The following is a 15958-nucleotide window of genomic DNA, read 5'->3' as shown; positions in this document are numbered from 1 at the left end:
TTAGCGAAAAGTGCTAAATATTATTCTACAACAATCTCTTTACATGGAGTGTTGTTGTTCCTCCGAACAAAAAAGTTGCATAAAAATAACAAAAAAAGGCGAGGAAAATGTTCCTCGCCTTATCTCTTGGTAGTTTCTTTAGAAAACTTTTTCTTTTGCTAACAGTTTTTCCCTATCTGTGTTTTAGGTTTATTTTTCTTCTGTAGCTTTACTTTTTGGTTCTTTTTTTGCCAGTAATACGACATTGTATACGTATTCCGTCATCCATTGCTCGGAGTATCCTAAACGCTCTTTGTACTGGCGTACTGCCATTGCAGTCTTGTGCACATCATCCTTTTTCCATACGGTCTTGGTGCAAATGTCATGTACGGTCTTTTCTGTCATACTGCGCAGTGCACCCTTAAAGAAAGAGGGTACGCGGAACTTCCATTGCATCAGGTTACCCATCAGCATCATAAGGTCTTGTGAGAAGCCTTGATACATAAACAGGTAAGCCTGTACGTCATTCTGTGTACGGCAATGCTTTTTTACAGACGCATCAATTTCCTTAAAGAAGCCTTCACTCAATCCGTAATCTTGCATCAACATTTTGCGTGAAGCGGTTTTCTCGGCTTGTCCCAGTCGTCCGCCCTGTGTCGGTATCTTGAACAGGCGCTTGAAGTTGGCTACATCTGGTACGAAACGAATATTCGTAATGCCCAGATTAGCGGCAATTACGGACTGGAAGTAAACGCGCGTTAATGACACGAAATCTTCCACGTTTTTAGAAGAAGCTCCTTCTGTATTCTTTTTAAATAGTTTGGCAAATATACCCATATGATTTATAATTTATGATTTATGATTATGATTGCCGAGGCAATTGTGGTTGCAAAAGTACGAAATAAGTTGATTTACACCAACAATTGTATAATTCATAATTTATAAATCACAAATCTTCTCACCAGCATTCTATGTCATTTTCTACCTCTTTCAGTCGATCTTTGGTGAAAACAGGGTCTTTGATGCCGGCACGTTTCTGAGTGCGGTAGTCTTCCAGCAGCTTGAAAGCGTATTTGCCAAGCAGGCTGATAGCGATTAAATTGCAGAGAGCCATCAATCCCATGGTGACGTCTGCCAGACTCCAGGCTACATCTAATGTGGCGAGGGCACCGAATAGTACCATGCCACCTACCAAGACACGATATATATTCAGTATCCACTTATGGTGGGTTAGATAGCGTACGTTGGCTTCTCCATAATAATAATTGCCCAGGATGCTGCTGAAAGCGAAGAAGAACAAGGCTACAGCGACAAAGATACTTCCGGCTGAGCCGATTTCATTTGTCAGAGCCTGTTGTGTAAGCTGTACTCCGTTGGTAGAACCATCCAGAGGAGCGCCGCTGAACAAGATGATAAATGCGGTACAAGTACATATAATTAATGTATCGGTGAAGACGCCTAATGTCTGTATCAATCCTTGTTTTACGGGATGTGTGACGTGTGCCGTTGCTGCTACGTTCGGTGCAGAACCCATACCGGCTTCATTGCTGAACAATCCTCGTTTGATGCCTTGCATCAGTGCGATGCCTACACCACCTCCAAGTGCTTGTTGCCATCCGAAGGCATGGCTGACGATGAGTTTTATAACAGCAGGCAGTGAGGTGATATTCATTGCCACGATAATCAGAGCTAAGGCAATATATCCCAGTGCCATGACAGGAACAATGATACTGCTTACTTTGGCAATGCGTTGCACACCACCGAAGATGATAATCAGTGTAGCTATCGTAATGACACTTCCCACAATGGCATGGTCAAAACCGAAAGCGTGCTCAAATGCTGCACACAGTGTGTTGCTTTGCACAGAGTTGAAGGCAAAGCCGAAGGTGATTGTAATTAGTATAGCGAAGACTGTACCCATCCATGGTTGTTTCAGACCTTTTCGCATATAGTAAGCGGGTCCGCCAATGAAAGAGTCTTTGCCTTTCACCTTATATAATTGCGCTAATGTGGACTCCACGAATGCACTGGCAGCCCCAAATAAAGCGATGATCCACATCCAGAACACTGCTCCTGGTCCGCCTACTGCAATGGCAGTGGCCACACCCGCCAGATTTCCCGTGCCCACACGGCTGGCAATGGAAATGGCAAATGCTTGGAAAGAAGAGATATGCTTCTCACCGGGCTTCCCGTTCGTGCCTGCCGAATCACCCAGCAGACGCACCATTTCTCCTATCATACGAAACTGCACGAAGCGGGTTTTCAGAGTGAACCAAAGAGCGCACCCTAACAATAAAGCAATGAGGATGTAAGTCCAAAGAATATCATTTATAGAGTTGATTATACCCATCTTATATTGTTTCTTAGATTCAACTAATAAATGCAACAGCATTTAAAATAACCAAGGGATGACATCCCTTGGTTGGCGTAAAAAATCACCTTAATTTTGTGGTTCCTACACTACAAAATTTATGGGACATTTAACGTTAGAACAAAGATACAAAATTGAGGCTTATAAAAGTCTAGGAAAAGGAATTACAGAAATAGCCAATTATGTTGGTCGGGACAAATCTGTGATTTCAAGAGAAATCAAGAGGAACGCCGATGCTAGAAGTGGTTTATATAAAGCCGATTTAGCGCAGCGAAAAACAATGAAAAGGCATCAGAACAAACGTAAACCATGTAAATTTAACGAACATATTGAAGCCAATGTAGTACACTATTTGAAACAGGATTTCAGTCCTGAACAGATAGTCGGAAGAGCTGCCTTGGAAGGTAAAGAAATGGTTTCTCATGAGCGGATATATCAATACATCTGGAAGGATAAACGAGGTGGTGGCAAGCTCTACAAACACCTAAGAACTAAGGGGAAGAAATATCGAAAAAGAGGTTTAGGCAAAGATGACAGAGGATTGATAACCAATCGGGTAGATATAGATAAGCGCCCCAGGATTGTCGAGGATAAGAAACGGGTTGGGGATTTAGAGATAGATCTAGTAATTGGCAAAGATCATAAAGGGGCATTGCTAACTATTAATGATCGCGCCACTGGGTTACTCTTTATGGGTAAGGTAGAGACCAAAGAATCAATCGAAATAGAAGCTAAAACAATTGAACTCTTACAAGATTGGAAACCGTTGTTACACACCATTACCTCAGATAATGGAAAAGAGTTTGCTAATCATCAGCAGATAGCAGAAAAGCTCGATATAGACTACTTTTTCGCTAAGCCCTACCACAGCTGGGAAAGAGGAGCAAATGAAAATTTGAATGGATTGATAAGACAATATTTCCCAAAAAAGTCTAATTTTACAAACATCACTCAGAAGCAAATTGACAGAGTAATAAGTATTTTAAATAACAGACCACGAAAAAGATTTGGATTTAAAACGCCCAATGAAGTTTTCGCTCAAAAATTAAACGAAAACATAGGTGTTGCATTTATAACTTGAATCCACCTTTTATATTTATTTGTTAAATAATAATTAGAGGGCGTCTCACTCCTGATTTCTCATTTTAGTCTGAAATGAAATTTATGTCCCTCGAATACCGGCTCCACAATTTCGAACCGAATGAATTTAGCCAGTAAATGTTCTGCTGCACGGCGGGAGAGATGCGCTAATCGACAGTACCGGTTCAGTGACAAACTATCATTTTCTTCCAATAAATCAAGTAATAGTTGTTCACGTTCGGTGTATGTTATCAGTTCACCGCGTGGACTACTGCTTTGTTGCCATACCCGCAGATGCACTGGCGTAGCAAGTATATTCTCGTCCTTGATGCGTAGATAAGCCAGCAGCTTCCCTGTTTCATCTTTGGCATAAACCGGTTTCTGCGGACTTTGTTCAATCTGTACTACTAGCACGCTGCGTCCTTCTGCATAGAAGGTTTGCATGGTATAGTTCACTTCCGGTTGGCAGTACATCTGTGCGGCTGCCTCTATCATATATTGTTCTTCGTCGGAGCGCACTCCGGCAATTTTTCCGTTATCTTTCACTCCGATAAGCAATCGTCCGCCGTCTGTATTGGCAAAGGCGGAGAGCGTTTTGGCTATCTTACGGGCATCGGAAATTTCAAACTTAAAGTCCTGCCTTTGGTGCTCGCCTTCGGATATGAGCGAGTGTATGTATTCCGTATCTGTAAGGGGTTTCATGTCTGCAAAAGTAGGTAAAAAACGCCAGAGGATGTTTTTTTGTGCAATTTTTGCGGATTATTTCAAAAAAAATATCGTTTTTCTGCATTTATTTCAAGAAAGAATGTATTTTTGCCAGACATTATTAACGAAGTAATATTAACTAGAAAAGGATTATGAAAGAATTAGTTGAAAAAGTTGCTGAAATGTATGCAGCATTTGAGAAAGATGCGAAAGCTCAGATTGAAAATGGTAACAAAGCTGCCGGTACTCGTGCACGTAAGGCTTCTTTGGAAATCGAAAAGTCAATGAAGGCTTTCCGTAAAGCATCTTTGGAAGCTGCTAAATAATAGGCACGCTTACTAAAAAGATTGAAAGACTACTCCTGCCGGGGGTGGTCTTTTTTGTGTCAATAGGTGAGAACAATGTCCTATGAAGTATATTCATTATTTAACTTCCCATTACTTGTTTCCTTCTTTTTGAATTGCTAATTTTGACCCAATTATAACTTGGGTAGCGGGTATGAATGAAAACGTCCTTAATAAACTGAAGATACTGGCGGAGTCGGCGAAATATGATGTTTCGTGTGCTTCCAGTGGTACTGTGCGTTCAAATAAACCCGGTATGTTGGGCAATACTGTTGGAGGCTGGGGCATCTGTCACAGTTTTGCCGAAGATGGACGTTGCATTTCATTATTGAAGGTGATGCTGACGAACTATTGCATCTATGATTGTGCCTATTGCATCAACCGCCGTTCCAATGACTTGCCTCGTGCCACGCTTACGGTTAGTGAGCTTGTTGATTTGACGATGGAGTTCTATCGCCGTAATTATATAGAAGGACTGTTCCTCAGTAGCGGTGTGGTGCGAAATCCCGATTATACTATGGAGCGCTTGGTGCGCGTGGCAAAAGACTTGCGTACGGTACATCGTTTCAATGGCTATATTCATCTGAAAAGTATTCCCGGTGCCAGTCGTGAACTGGTGAATGAGGCGGGGCTGTATGCCGACCGTCTCAGTGTCAATGTAGAAATTCCAAAGGAAGAGAACCTGAAGCTGCTGGCACCGGAAAAAGACCATAAAAGTGTGTATGCGCCGATGCGCTATATCCAGCAAGGGGTTTTGGAGAGTTCGGAAGAGCGGAAGAAACATCGTCATGCTCCCCGTTTTGCTCCTGCTGGGCAGAGTACGCAGATGATTGTGGGGGCTACGACAGAGTCGGATAAGGATATTCTGTATCTCTCATCCGCCCTTTATAAAGGTCCTACAATGAGACGTGTTTATTATTCCGGCTATATCTCTGTGAATACCTATGATACTCGTTTGCCTGCCTTGAAGCAGCCGCCGCTGGTGCGAGAAAACCGCCTTTATCAGGCAGACTGGTTGATGCGTTTCTATCAGTTCAAGGTAGAGGAGATAGTGGATGACTCGTATCCCGACCTGGATTTGGAGATAGATCCTAAGTTATCATGGGCTTTGCGCCATCCGGAACAGTTTCCTGTAGACGTCAATCGGGCGGATTATGAAATGTTGCTACGTATTCCGGGTGTAGGAGTGAAGTCGGCAAGACTGATTGTGGCATCCCGTCGCTTCTCTAAATTAGGCTTCTATGAGTTGAAGAAGATAGGTGTGGTGATGAAGAAAGCGCAATATTTCATTACTTGCCACGAACTGCCCATGAAGACGGTGAATGAGATGACCCCGCAGGCAGTACGCAGCCTGTTGATAACAAAATCCAATAAGAAGAAAGTGGATGAAAGGCAGTTACTGCTTGACTTTCAGGATTAGCTATTTATGGTTTCATAAAAAATAATCATGACGATATTCATCTTTGATAATACTTTCGAGGGCCTGTTGACTTCTGTTTTTGAAGCTTATTCCCGTCGGACTTTCCCTGATGCTCTGCTTCCGGAAGGAGAACCGTTACCTTTATTTCATGATGAGGCTTTCATGGTGATTACTGAAGAGAAGAAAGCAAAGCGTGTGTGGCGCGGTCTGCAGAAGAAACTTTCTTCCGGGGCTTTGTCCTGCCTTGCTCAGTGTTGGCTGGCGGAAGAAGCAGAAACACCGATATTGCTGTTCCGTTATATGCGCAAGGCGATTGATGCTCCCCGTTCCATTGAAACGAACTTTGCTGACCCTGATGTCTTGGAATTCTCACGCATGTGGAAAAGGGTAGACTGGGAACGTCTTCGCATGCTCCAGTTTATCCGTTTTCAGAAGGCTGCCGACGGCACATTCTTTGCTGCCGTAGAACCGGAAAAAAACGCTCTCCCCTTGGCTATCGACCATTTTAAAGACCGTTTTGCCGACCAGCCTTGGTTGATATACGACATCAAGCGGGCTTACGGATTCTATTATGATTTAAAAGAAGTGCGTCAGGTTACTTTCGAAGAAGGTTCGCGGGAGGGGCATCTCGTTACCGGTATGCTGGATGAGAGTTTGATGGACAAGGACGAAAAACTTTTTCAGCAATTATGGAAGACGTACTTTAAAGCTATCTGCATCAAAGAAAGGATAAACCCGCGGAAACACAAACAGGATATGCCTGTGCGCTATTGGAAACATCTGACGGAGAAGCAGTAACGACAGTTATTCTATTTGTTCTACAGTGACGTCCGGCCATTCCTGCATCAATGACAGCATATGTCCTTCGTCATTGCTTCGCTTGGATTTGATAACCATAGTCACCATATATCTTTCTGTTTCTCCATAGCCGAGCCTTTCCATTTTGTAGGAGACTAACATATAATTCCGGGATTTGAAACGATCGGAAACTTCTTTGAGGATGTCCTTGTTTGTGGTAGAGAAAGTAATCATGGAACTTTTCATTCCTACGCTTTTGAACAGAATGCTGAGAAGCTCTAATCCGGCTAAAGTCAATAGGGTAGCAGCAATACTTATCACATACATTCCGGCACCAACGGCCAGGCCGATGCCTGCGGTGGCCCATATTCCTGCCGCGGTGGTAAGCCCGCGTACAATCTGTTTTTGCAGGATGATGGTACCTGCACCGATAAAACCAATGCCGCTGACTACTTGCGCTGCCACACGGCTCGGGTCCAGCGTGACGCTGTTTTCCTTGATGATGTCCTGAAAGCCGTATTGGGAAACAATCATAATGAGGGCACTGCCCAATGATACCAGAAAATGGGTGCGGTATCCGGCTTCTTTGGCACGGTATTCTCTGTCCAGCCCGATGATGGCGCCTAAAATGCCGGCAACTAATAGTCTGAGTACGAAATCAAAATCTAATGTCATATTACCTCCTTTTTGTTCTAATTTATTGTCATTAAAAGACGTCTGTGTAACAGGTTGATTGTCAGGTGTGTAAATATGGACTATAATGAGGTACCGACTGAATGGCATTCACATTACGACTGAATCATATTCACCTACCGACTGAATGGGGATGAGGTTACGACTGTATCTCCAAACTTCTGATTTTGTAAATAATTATATGTATCTCTTCTAATACGAGTATCTAAATCCTCGTTGATAATTTGTTTAAATGAATGCGTATCTTACTTCAATTGATTACCCAATTTTTATTGTAAGGCACTGTCTTTTTCGGGTCGTAATGCATTCCTGCCTGTGTAGGTATTTTCAGAACGTATGTGCGTCCGCTTTTGTTTTGCAGGGAACTGTCGCGCAACCAGGGGTTGGCGTCCTTCAGTTGAGCGTAGGTGATACCCTTGTCTTTGGCAAACTGTGCCAGGTTGTCAATACCCGTATTAATGGTGACTTCCGTATAAGGAATAGGTGGATAAAGATGTTCCCGTTTAAGCAGGAAGCCGTAGCGTTGCGGATTACTGATGACAGCTTTAGCAGCAAGCAGACGGAACATATAGCGGGAAGTCTCTTCAACCAGCCAAAGGTCTACGGCCTGATCTACGAGTTGCTTTCTCAGTTCAGAAGAAATACGGCCTTGCCCGCCATTGTAAGCGGCGGCTACACAAAGCCAGTTACCATATCTCTGGTACGCATCCTTCAGATACTTACATGCCGCATGGGTTGCTTTTTCCACATGATAACGTTCATCGACACTGGGGTTGACTTCAAGGCCGAATTCACGTCCGGTGGTCTGCATGAACTGCCACATTCCAGCGGCTCCTGCCGGACTGCGGGCAAGGGTATTCAGATTACTTTCTATGACGGCAAGATATTTAAAGTCATCGGGCACACCGTTTTCTTTCAGTATCGGTTCAATGATGGGGAAGAAACGGTTGGCACGTTTGATGGTCAGCATAGTGGTGGAGTGCATGTAGGTGAACGACATCTGTTCGCGGTCCATACGTTCGCGGTGGTCGTAACGCTTCAGGTCAATTTCCTGTCCGGCAAAGGTGATTCTATCCGGTACGGCGGGAGAGGTGACACAGTATGGTACTTCGGACTTAACGGATTGCTGTTCAGGGTCTATCGCACTATGTCCCAGCAGGAAAGGGAGTGCGGTGCCTACACACAAGGCAACCGAGGAGACTATCAAGATATGTATAGAGTTCTTTTTCATTTTCAGAATATTGTTTGGTTTGGAGGTCGAATATACGATATTTGAGGGAACAGGGCAAGAATTCTTAGTTCTTTATAGGCAACCTTTCCCATAACCACCGAGGTATCATTCTCCAAAAGAAAACGAGTACCCGGTATCTACCATCTATAACAACCACCCGTTTCTTTCGGTTCAGTGCGCGGACAATGCTTTTTGCTACTTGTCCGGCTTGCATCAGCATTGGGAATTTACCACTCTTCAACAGGTCAGTGGCGACAAACCCCGGGCGTATATCCGTGAAATGAATGTTCAGGTGTTGCATCCGGGCAAGTTGTGCCAAGGCATCGATATAGGTGTTCTGGAAACGTTTCGTTGCAGAATAAGCTGGGGCAATGCCCAGTCCCTTGGTGCCTGCAATGGAACTGATGACGGCAATATGCCCTTCGCCCCGTGCTTTGAAGTAATTGAAAGCGGAGGTTACCATGCGGGTAAAACCTTCCACATTGGTACGGGTGGTGTTCAGTTCTATTTCGGGCAGCAGGTCAGGGTTCTGACTGCCGATGCCGGAGCTCAGGAAGAATAAATCCATGCCTCCCAGTTTTCGGATAAGAGTTTCCAGCAGGGTGGGGGCGTCTGCCTCCGTCACGTCCAGTCGCTGGATTTCTATTTGTCCGGGTGCGGTAGCTTGCAGATTCTTCAAAGCTTCTTCCCGTCTTCCGGCAATGCCGATGTGCCAGCCTTGCTGAACCAGCAGTTTGGCTACTTCTTCTCCTATGCCGGAAGTGGCTCCTATGATAATGGCTCGTTTCATACTTTCTGATAATTGGTTATTGTCCGATTACAGTTGCTACTATTTTTCTTCCACCGCCACGATTGCGGAATTCGCAAAGGTATATGCCTTGCCAGATACCCATATTTAGTCTGCCATCGGTGACGGGGATGGTGAGGCTGTTTCCTGTCAGAGTGGATTTGGCATGGGCAGGCATATCGTCATCACCTTCGCAGGTATGCATATAATAAGGTTCCCGTTCTTTCACCAGACGGTTGAAGATGGCTTCCATATCTGTCTGGACATCCGGATCAGCGTTTTCATTGATTGTCAGGCCTGCGCTGGTATGCTTGATGAACAGATGCAGAATACCTGCTTGTGGCAATCGGGGCAGATTGCGTATAATTTCATCCGTTATCAGATGAAAACCACGGGAGCGGGGATGTAGGGTAAATTCTTTTTGGGTAACGAGATTTTGTTCCATCTTATATATTGCTTTAATTTTTTATCTAAATACTTCCTTCCTCATTCTTCATTCCATTGAGCGCTGAACCACAATACTTGCAATATTGTGCACCCTCATCGTGTCCTCTTCTGTGGCAGTTGGGACATTCTCTTGCCACATTCTTTTCATGCCTTTTCATCAGTGATACGGAGACAATTCCGGTGGGTACTGCAATAATTGTGTAACCTGTCAGCATGACGCAGCCCGAAAGGAATTTTCCCAAAGCTGTAACAGGCGTAATGTCACCGTATCCTACAGTAGTAAGCGTGACACAAGCCCAATAGATACTGTTGGGGATATTACTGAACTGAGAACCGGGCTTTCCACCTTCAATCATGTACATTAGCGTCCCGATGGATATCACCAGAATGACAACGAACATGAAAAATACGGCAATCTTTTTGCTACTGTCGCGCAATGCGGTCAGTAACATCTGCCCTTCCATCCAGAAGTTGAATAGCTTAAATACACGGAATATACGTATCAGACGGAAAGCTCGTATGATAAGCAAATAACGTGCTCCGGGGAACAGAAAAGCAAGATAAAGTGGCAGTGTGGCCAGTAAATCGATAATGCCGAAAGCACTGAAAGCATACTTTGCAGGTTTGGGTGAGCAATACAGCCGGGTGATATATTCGAAAGTAAAGAAGCCCGTCAGCAGATACTCCATCACAATGAAAGGTGTCTTTAGCCATACCGGTAATCCTTGCAGACTTTCCAGGATAACAAGCCCGATGCTGAGCAGGATACACCAGATTAGTGTGACGTCAAACAGCTTTCCGGCACGTGTATCAGCTTCGAATATGATGATATATAATTTTCGTTTCAAAGCCTGATTATGCATCAGTGCAGTGAATTTTTCTTTTAATCTCATGTTTCGTAATGTTTGTCACAAAAGTAGGAAAACCTTTTTGAATAAGAAAAAGGGTACTCAACTTTTTGTAACTTGCTGGAATATGGAGTATATTTGTTACCTGTTTTCACGATTTTAAAGTAAACAACCATGAAAAGAATAATAACCTTCGTAATTGGGATTTTGTTCATAGCATCATCTGTTGTTGAAGTTATAACCCTTAATATAGAGAGCGTATGAATAAAGTATGTGTTGTGACGGGTGGAGCTGCGGGCATTGGACGTTGTATTGTCGAAATGTTTGCGGAAGCCGGATATACGGTGTACTTCATAGATAAGACGCCGGAGATGGTGCAGGTTGTGGAAGAGAAGATGTCGGAAAGAAGTCTTTCCGTGACGGGATTTGTGGGGGATATTGCCGAGGAGGAAACTTTGAGGGACTTTGTTGACTTTGTCTTGTCTCTTGAGAACCAGATAGATTGTCTGGTGAACAATGCCTGTCTGACGAACGGAGGGATATTGAGTAATTGTTCTTATGAGGATTTCGTGTACGTACAGCGTGTGGGAGTGGCTGCTCCTTACTTCTTGTCTTTGCTGTTCAAGGATTATTTCAGTGGGGCGGGCTCCATCGTGAATATATCTTCTACCCGTGCTTTCCAGTCGCAAACCAATACGGAGAGCTATACGGCTGCCAAAGGTGGAATAACTGCTTTGACACATGCGCTGGCTGTCAGTCTTTCCGGCATTGCTCGGGTGAACTCCATTGCTCCGGGATGGATTGATACAGGCAGTTATCACGAAGATGATTATGTTCCGTCTTACACGGAAGGCGACGTCATGCAACATCCTTCACAAAGGGTGGGAGAGCCGGCTGACATAGCCCGCGCTGTTCTTTTCCTTTGTGATGAACGAAATTCTTTCATTAATGGAGAGAACATCACGATTGATGGAGGCATGAGTAAATTGATGATTTATCATAATGATTATGGTTGGGATTATCAACCGTAGAACTAACTAAATAAACGAATAATGGAAAAAGTAATTATTAACTCGTACGAGGAGTTTGAAAAACTGGTAGGCCAGCAAATTGGTGTTTCTGATTATGTAGAACTTTCGCAAGAGCGCATCAATATGTTTGCGGATGCTACACTGGACCATCAATGGATACATGTAGACACGGAACGTGCAAAAACAGAAAGTCATTTCAAGACGACCATTGCGCATGGTTATCTCACTTTATCTATGCTTCCGCATTTGTGGAACCAGATTATTGAGGTGAACAACCTGAAAATGATGGTTAATTACGGTATGGAACAGATGAAATTCGGTCAGGCAGTATTGTCAGGACAAAGTGTACGTTTGGTGGCGAAATTACATTCGTTGGCAAATTTGCGTGGTGTGGCAAAAGCGGAGATTAAGTTTGCAATTGAAATAAAGGATCAGCCTAAGAAGGCACTTGAAGGGATTGCGGTGTTCTTGTATTATTTTAATTGAGAATAGCTGAATTTCTCATTTCGGCTGAATATGTTTTCGCCCCTACATGCTTTGTGGCGACTTTGTAGGGGCGAAAAATATTTCATCTGTGCTCACTCTTAAATACCTCCTATTTCTTCCTGATATATTCCTGCCACAAATGTCGGATAGCAGCCGCCGGATGATAGAACAGCATTCTCGGTCCTGCCCATCTCATCACTATCCTCATTCGTTCCCTCATTTCCGGTTTATAACAATGCACGGTACAAATCCGGCAAGTTGATTTCCTTTCTCCAAACGGACAACGGGAAAGCCGCGTCTGTGCATACTCCAATAGTTTCCTGCATTGCGGACATAAGGTCTCGTTTCCCTCTTTCTTCCGGCAGTAGAGGCGAATCATCTGCTCTACGGTTTGCTTTTCCTTTTCGATGCGGGAGTGTTCTTTGGGCAGCATCTTTGCCAATTGAACAATGTATTTGATGAATTCCGTTTTCCCTTCCGTATATGCCTCTCTGTCATGCTCGTACTTCTCTTTTAATTTCTTCTTGAGTTCTCCGTAATCATGAGCCACATCCGGGTGAGTTTGGAGGTAGTGGCAGAAAACAGGCTCATCCCAATGCCCGACATATCTTACGTGAATATGGTAAGTCTGTCCCTGAAACCCCTGTAGGGTATATCCTTTCATGAACATCATGTGCGGGGCAGGTTTTTGAGGCTGTGGAGAATAAATATATCCTATGCTTTCCAGCCTTTTGATTAATTCCTTGATATTGGTTTCACCATTGATTTCTAATAATATATCTATGGTTGGCTTTGCGATTAATTGTTCAACGGCGGTACTTCCTATATGGTCAATGCGGTAGATGTTTTTGCCAATAGTATCGTAAAGTATTTTTTCCTCCTGATCGTATGATTTGGCCCAGTCTTCTTTATGTTCAGTCAAGATGATGGGAAACAATATTCCTAATTCTTCATTGGACATTTCTGTCAATTGTTTCATAATAGGATAGTTTTTATTTGTGTTGTAAAAGTACGCTTTTTCTAGTAAATAGAGCAGATTATTAAAGGCTTTTTCAACTTCAAGCAGACTATTCTATTCTTTTCTTGCCATCGCATTGGCAAACTTTTGCCAATGCGGTGGCAAGATGTTGGCAATTAATTCTGCCAGCGTTTCAACTTCGGAAACTCTTGCTTCATCATAGCAATAGCCTCTTCTTTAGTCACTTTCTGTTCCGAGTCTTTGTTGAATTCCTCAACAAACTGAGCGCAATGTTCTATCATCTCGTCCATGGTGTAGTCTTGAGTGAACTTTCCATTCTGATAACAGTAAGTACAGTAGTCTGCGCTGAGACTACCGTCAGCATTTGTTCCGCAAACTTCATTGGATGTCAGCGGCATTCCGCAACTCTGGCAAAATTTCATTTCCATAATTGTTCTTGAATTAGAGTTCTATAAATATGATTTTTATTTTGATTGTAACAATTTCTTTAGCAATCCTTCATTCAGCAGATGTACAGTCTCGAACTTCCCGTTATAGAATACCGCCCAATTATTGAAGATACAAGGCAGTTGCTTGGCTTTCTCCAGCGTGTTGACTTCTATCAACCTCAAAGGCACCTGATTGTTTTCACAATAATTATAGATTTGCTCGATGCAGTTGGGGATGTAAGGACATTGCATGCCGTAATATATGGTCAGCTCTTTATTCTCAATAGTCTGTTTCCGTGCGTCCGCCGTGAATTGCGGTTGGGTGCCGTCAAGGGAAAGAGCTAATAATTCATATTCATCATTAATGGTATCTACTACTTTGAAGCCGTATTTCATCATGAATTTCTTGTCGGACAAGAAGGGTTTCTTCTTCTTGGAAGAGAGCACACAGATACCCGATTTTCCTTGTGCCTTAGCATCGTCAATGCACGATTGCAACAAGGCTTCTCCATATCCTTTTCCCTTGTAGCTACCTGCTATCCACAGGCAGTAGATATACAGATAGTTGTTTCCCGTTACGGGTACCCACGCCTTTTCCAGCGGGGCATACTCGATAAATACCTTGCCTTGTGCATCCAGTTTGCGGAAGATGTGCCCTTCTTTTACACGTTCGGACAACCAGTTGCGCTTATCATTTACACCTGTTTGATGCTTTTTATCAGAAATGGCGCAACATAAATGTTCGCTCATGACATTATCCGGGTTCAATGTGATAAATTCCATATTATTTCTTTTGTATTGGTATATAGATTTTTGTTATCTGTTTTGCCGGATTGTCCGACCACGTTACATATTCTTCAAAAGAGAGTGCATTGCGCAATCTTCCTTTTTCTCTGGAATAAATATAAGTATAGGCACGAAGCAAACCTGAATAGCTTCCCTTGTAAGTATAGACTGCATATTTTCCACTCTCTATCGTCAATGCTCCGATGGCACCCGATGGTTTTATTCTTTGCGCAACGGAGGCGCAGGCATAGAAACGGCATTGCTTTTTCTTTGTAATAGTCGGATTATCGAAGCTGATGCCAAACCAGCGGGTGGCTTTGGATTGTAGCTTGTTTTCCTTCAGAAATCCGCAAAGTTTTCCCCAACCGAGCTCGTAACTCTCTTTTTCTCCATACGGACCGATAATACGGATATAGGCTATGTACATTGGGGAAATGAGTAGGACTTCCGGTTCGCCCAATCCGATAAAAGCAATATCCTCTATCGGAGTTGTTTCAGGAGTGTTAAAGGTCAATGTATTGCCGAAAGCCACCGGAGAAACGCCAAAATATCGTTTGAATGCTTTTGAGAAAGATTGTGCCGTGTCATATCCCATCTTTTCGGAGAGTTCCTGCAAGGATAAATCTCGCGTTTGCAGATACATCACAGCCCTTTCCATTCTTTGGCGGGTGATGTATGCCGAAAGTGTTTCTTGCAGATGGGATTTGAAAAGCCGATGGAAGTGATATACAGACATGTGCATTTCCGCCGCCAGCATTTCTAAAGTCAATGCTTTGTGCAGATGGGTATGAATATAATCAATGACTTGATTTATTAATTCCTGATGTCCGTATGTGGTTTCTTCCTTCATTTGCTATGTTTTGATGCAAAGGTAGGGGAAACCTTTGGAAGAAGAATTATCCATTCTTGCTAATTTTTAAATAAACCATGTCTCGCAATTGTTTGCCGTCCTCATACATGGGATGGTCGTAGTTCTTGATGAAAAAATCGGGTATCCGGTGGGAGTAGGTGAAGCCGCACTGTTCATAAAACGGTATGGTATAGGTGCTGTCTCCCGTGCCTACTAGCATCGTCTGATAGCGGTCTTTGTAGTGTTCCAGCAGAAATTTTATCAAGTACGTTCCATATCCTTTGCGCTGATAGTGCGGATAGGTTGCAATGTTCTTTATTTCATAGGTTCCGTTTCCTTCATCGGTGATTACGCAGGCGGCTTTTAAGTCTCCGTCGTAGAGGGCAAACATTTCTCCGCGTTCCAGATAAAGGTCAATCATAGATTCCTGCTCGTCTGCGAGAAGCAGGAGTTCGAGGAATTCTTTCTTGTTCTTTAAGATAGGTACGATATTAATCATAATAGTATTGACTGAATTGTTTTCGAATTCTCCAAAGATAGGTAATTGAAACGGGACAGGCAAATACCTCCTCTCTTTTCTTGTCAAATAAATGATGCGAACCGGCTGTTGCGGACTGTGTCCTATAGTGAACCTGATTCAGTCGTATGCTGAACCCTATTCAGTCGTATACTGATTATCCCCCCTTTCATAAGAT

Annotated in this window: 19 protein-coding genes and 1 pseudogene; 6 read left to right on the top strand and 14 right to left on the bottom strand. The window is 43.3% G+C overall.

Annotated elements, in window-relative coordinates:
- Window positions 1-189: 189 nt before the first annotated feature.
- On the bottom strand, window positions 190-816 hold the full coding sequence (locus HMPREF9447_RS06120; RefSeq protein WP_009128831.1) for a hypothetical protein: 627 nt from the start codon (window positions 814-816) through the stop codon (window positions 190-192).
- A gap of 121 nt (window positions 817-937) precedes the next feature.
- A complete protein-coding gene (locus HMPREF9447_RS06115) occupies window positions 938-2329 on the bottom strand; it encodes an alanine/glycine:cation symporter family protein (RefSeq protein WP_009128830.1) in 1392 nt (463 codons plus the stop codon).
- A 121-nt stretch (window positions 2330-2450) separates the two neighbouring features.
- Here HMPREF9447_RS06115 and HMPREF9447_RS06110 point away from each other — a divergent pair, with 121 nt between their 5' ends.
- Window positions 2451-3431 (top strand): IS30 family transposase, encoded by a 981-nt coding sequence (locus tag HMPREF9447_RS06110; RefSeq protein ID WP_009128829.1) that lies wholly within the window; start codon window positions 2451-2453, stop codon window positions 3429-3431.
- Window positions 3432-3490: 59 nt separating this feature from the next.
- Here HMPREF9447_RS06110 and HMPREF9447_RS06105 read toward each other — a convergent pair whose 3' ends face one another.
- On the bottom strand, window positions 3491-4132 hold the full coding sequence (locus HMPREF9447_RS06105; protein ID WP_009128828.1) for an AlbA family DNA-binding domain-containing protein: 642 nt from the start codon (window positions 4130-4132) through the stop codon (window positions 3491-3493).
- Between the two features lie 155 nt (window positions 4133-4287).
- Here HMPREF9447_RS06105 and HMPREF9447_RS06100 point away from each other — a divergent pair, with 155 nt between their 5' ends.
- From HMPREF9447_RS06100 to HMPREF9447_RS06090, 3 genes are all read left to right on the top strand, one after another.
- Complete coding sequence (locus tag HMPREF9447_RS06100; RefSeq protein WP_009128827.1) at window positions 4288-4461, top strand: hypothetical protein; 174 nt, start codon at window positions 4288-4290, stop codon at window positions 4459-4461.
- 172 nt (window positions 4462-4633) lie between these two features.
- The gene (locus HMPREF9447_RS06095) at window positions 4634-5899 is read left to right on the top strand and encodes a putative DNA modification/repair radical SAM protein (RefSeq protein ID WP_009128826.1); all 1266 of its coding nucleotides are present in this window, start codon (window positions 4634-4636) and stop codon (window positions 5897-5899) included.
- 27 nt (window positions 5900-5926) lie between these two features.
- Complete coding sequence (locus HMPREF9447_RS06090) at window positions 5927-6697, top strand: TIGR03915 family putative DNA repair protein (RefSeq protein ID WP_009128825.1); 771 nt, start codon at window positions 5927-5929, stop codon at window positions 6695-6697.
- Window positions 6698-6703: 6 nt separating this feature from the next.
- On the opposite strand, the gene HMPREF9447_RS06085 is transcribed toward HMPREF9447_RS06090, so the two are convergent.
- The 5 genes from HMPREF9447_RS06085 to HMPREF9447_RS06065 form a co-directional block, all read right to left on the bottom strand.
- Window positions 6704-7372 carry an MgtC/SapB family protein gene (locus tag HMPREF9447_RS06085; protein WP_009128824.1) on the bottom strand — a complete coding sequence of 223 codons (669 nt, stop codon included), beginning with the start codon at window positions 7370-7372 and terminating at the stop codon, window positions 6704-6706.
- A gap of 268 nt (window positions 7373-7640) precedes the next feature.
- The gene (locus HMPREF9447_RS06080; protein ID WP_009128823.1) at window positions 7641-8621 is read right to left on the bottom strand and encodes a lytic transglycosylase domain-containing protein; all 981 of its coding nucleotides are present in this window, start codon (window positions 8619-8621) and stop codon (window positions 7641-7643) included.
- Between the two features lie 64 nt (window positions 8622-8685).
- Window positions 8686-9411, bottom strand: coding sequence for an SDR family NAD(P)-dependent oxidoreductase (locus HMPREF9447_RS06075; protein WP_009128822.1), 726 nt, complete (start codon window positions 9409-9411; stop codon window positions 8686-8688).
- A 16-nt stretch (window positions 9412-9427) separates the two neighbouring features.
- On the bottom strand, window positions 9428-9853 hold the full coding sequence (locus tag HMPREF9447_RS06070) for a secondary thiamine-phosphate synthase enzyme YjbQ (protein WP_009128821.1): 426 nt from the start codon (window positions 9851-9853) through the stop codon (window positions 9428-9430).
- Window positions 9854-9878: 25 nt separating this feature from the next.
- Complete coding sequence (locus HMPREF9447_RS06065; RefSeq protein ID WP_044137481.1) at window positions 9879-10748, bottom strand: ion transporter; 870 nt, start codon at window positions 10746-10748, stop codon at window positions 9879-9881.
- Window positions 10749-10963: 215 nt separating this feature from the next.
- Here HMPREF9447_RS06065 and HMPREF9447_RS06060 point away from each other — a divergent pair, with 215 nt between their 5' ends.
- Together HMPREF9447_RS06060 and HMPREF9447_RS06055 are read left to right on the top strand one after the other, a co-directional pair.
- A complete protein-coding gene (locus tag HMPREF9447_RS06060; protein WP_009128819.1) occupies window positions 10964-11734 on the top strand; it encodes an SDR family oxidoreductase in 771 nt (256 codons plus the stop codon).
- 21 nt (window positions 11735-11755) lie between these two features.
- Window positions 11756-12220, top strand: a complete 465-nt coding sequence (locus HMPREF9447_RS06055) for a MaoC family dehydratase (RefSeq protein ID WP_009128818.1) — start codon at window positions 11756-11758, stop codon at window positions 12218-12220.
- 109 nt (window positions 12221-12329) lie between these two features.
- On the opposite strand, the gene HMPREF9447_RS28765 is transcribed toward HMPREF9447_RS06055, so the two are convergent.
- From HMPREF9447_RS28765 to HMPREF9447_RS06025, 6 genes and pseudogenes are all read right to left on the bottom strand, one after another.
- On the bottom strand, window positions 12330-12653 hold the full coding sequence (locus tag HMPREF9447_RS28765; RefSeq protein WP_044137786.1) for a nitrous oxide-stimulated promoter family protein: 324 nt from the start codon (window positions 12651-12653) through the stop codon (window positions 12330-12332).
- A 24-nt stretch (window positions 12654-12677) separates the two neighbouring features.
- Window positions 12678-13181 (bottom strand): annotated as a pseudogene (locus tag HMPREF9447_RS28175) (GrpB family protein); the annotation flags it as partial.
- 173 nt (window positions 13182-13354) lie between these two features.
- Complete coding sequence (locus HMPREF9447_RS06040; protein WP_009128816.1) at window positions 13355-13627, bottom strand: zinc ribbon domain-containing protein; 273 nt, start codon at window positions 13625-13627, stop codon at window positions 13355-13357.
- Window positions 13628-13663: 36 nt separating this feature from the next.
- A complete protein-coding gene (locus HMPREF9447_RS06035; protein WP_009128815.1) occupies window positions 13664-14410 on the bottom strand; it encodes a GNAT family N-acetyltransferase in 747 nt (248 codons plus the stop codon).
- Window position 14411: 1 nt separating this feature from the next.
- Complete coding sequence (locus tag HMPREF9447_RS06030) at window positions 14412-15263, bottom strand: AraC family transcriptional regulator (protein WP_009128814.1); 852 nt, start codon at window positions 15261-15263, stop codon at window positions 14412-14414.
- 46 nt (window positions 15264-15309) lie between these two features.
- Window positions 15310-15762 (bottom strand): GNAT family N-acetyltransferase, encoded by a 453-nt coding sequence (locus HMPREF9447_RS06025; RefSeq protein ID WP_044137479.1) that lies wholly within the window; start codon window positions 15760-15762, stop codon window positions 15310-15312.
- Window positions 15763-15958 lie beyond the last annotated feature (196 nt).

It is taken from the genome of Bacteroides oleiciplenus YIT 12058, assembly GCF_000315485.1.
GTDB classification, from domain to species: Bacteria; Bacteroidota; Bacteroidia; order Bacteroidales; family Bacteroidaceae; genus Bacteroides; species Bacteroides oleiciplenus.
This window is presented reverse-complemented; position numbering and strand designations above follow the sequence as displayed.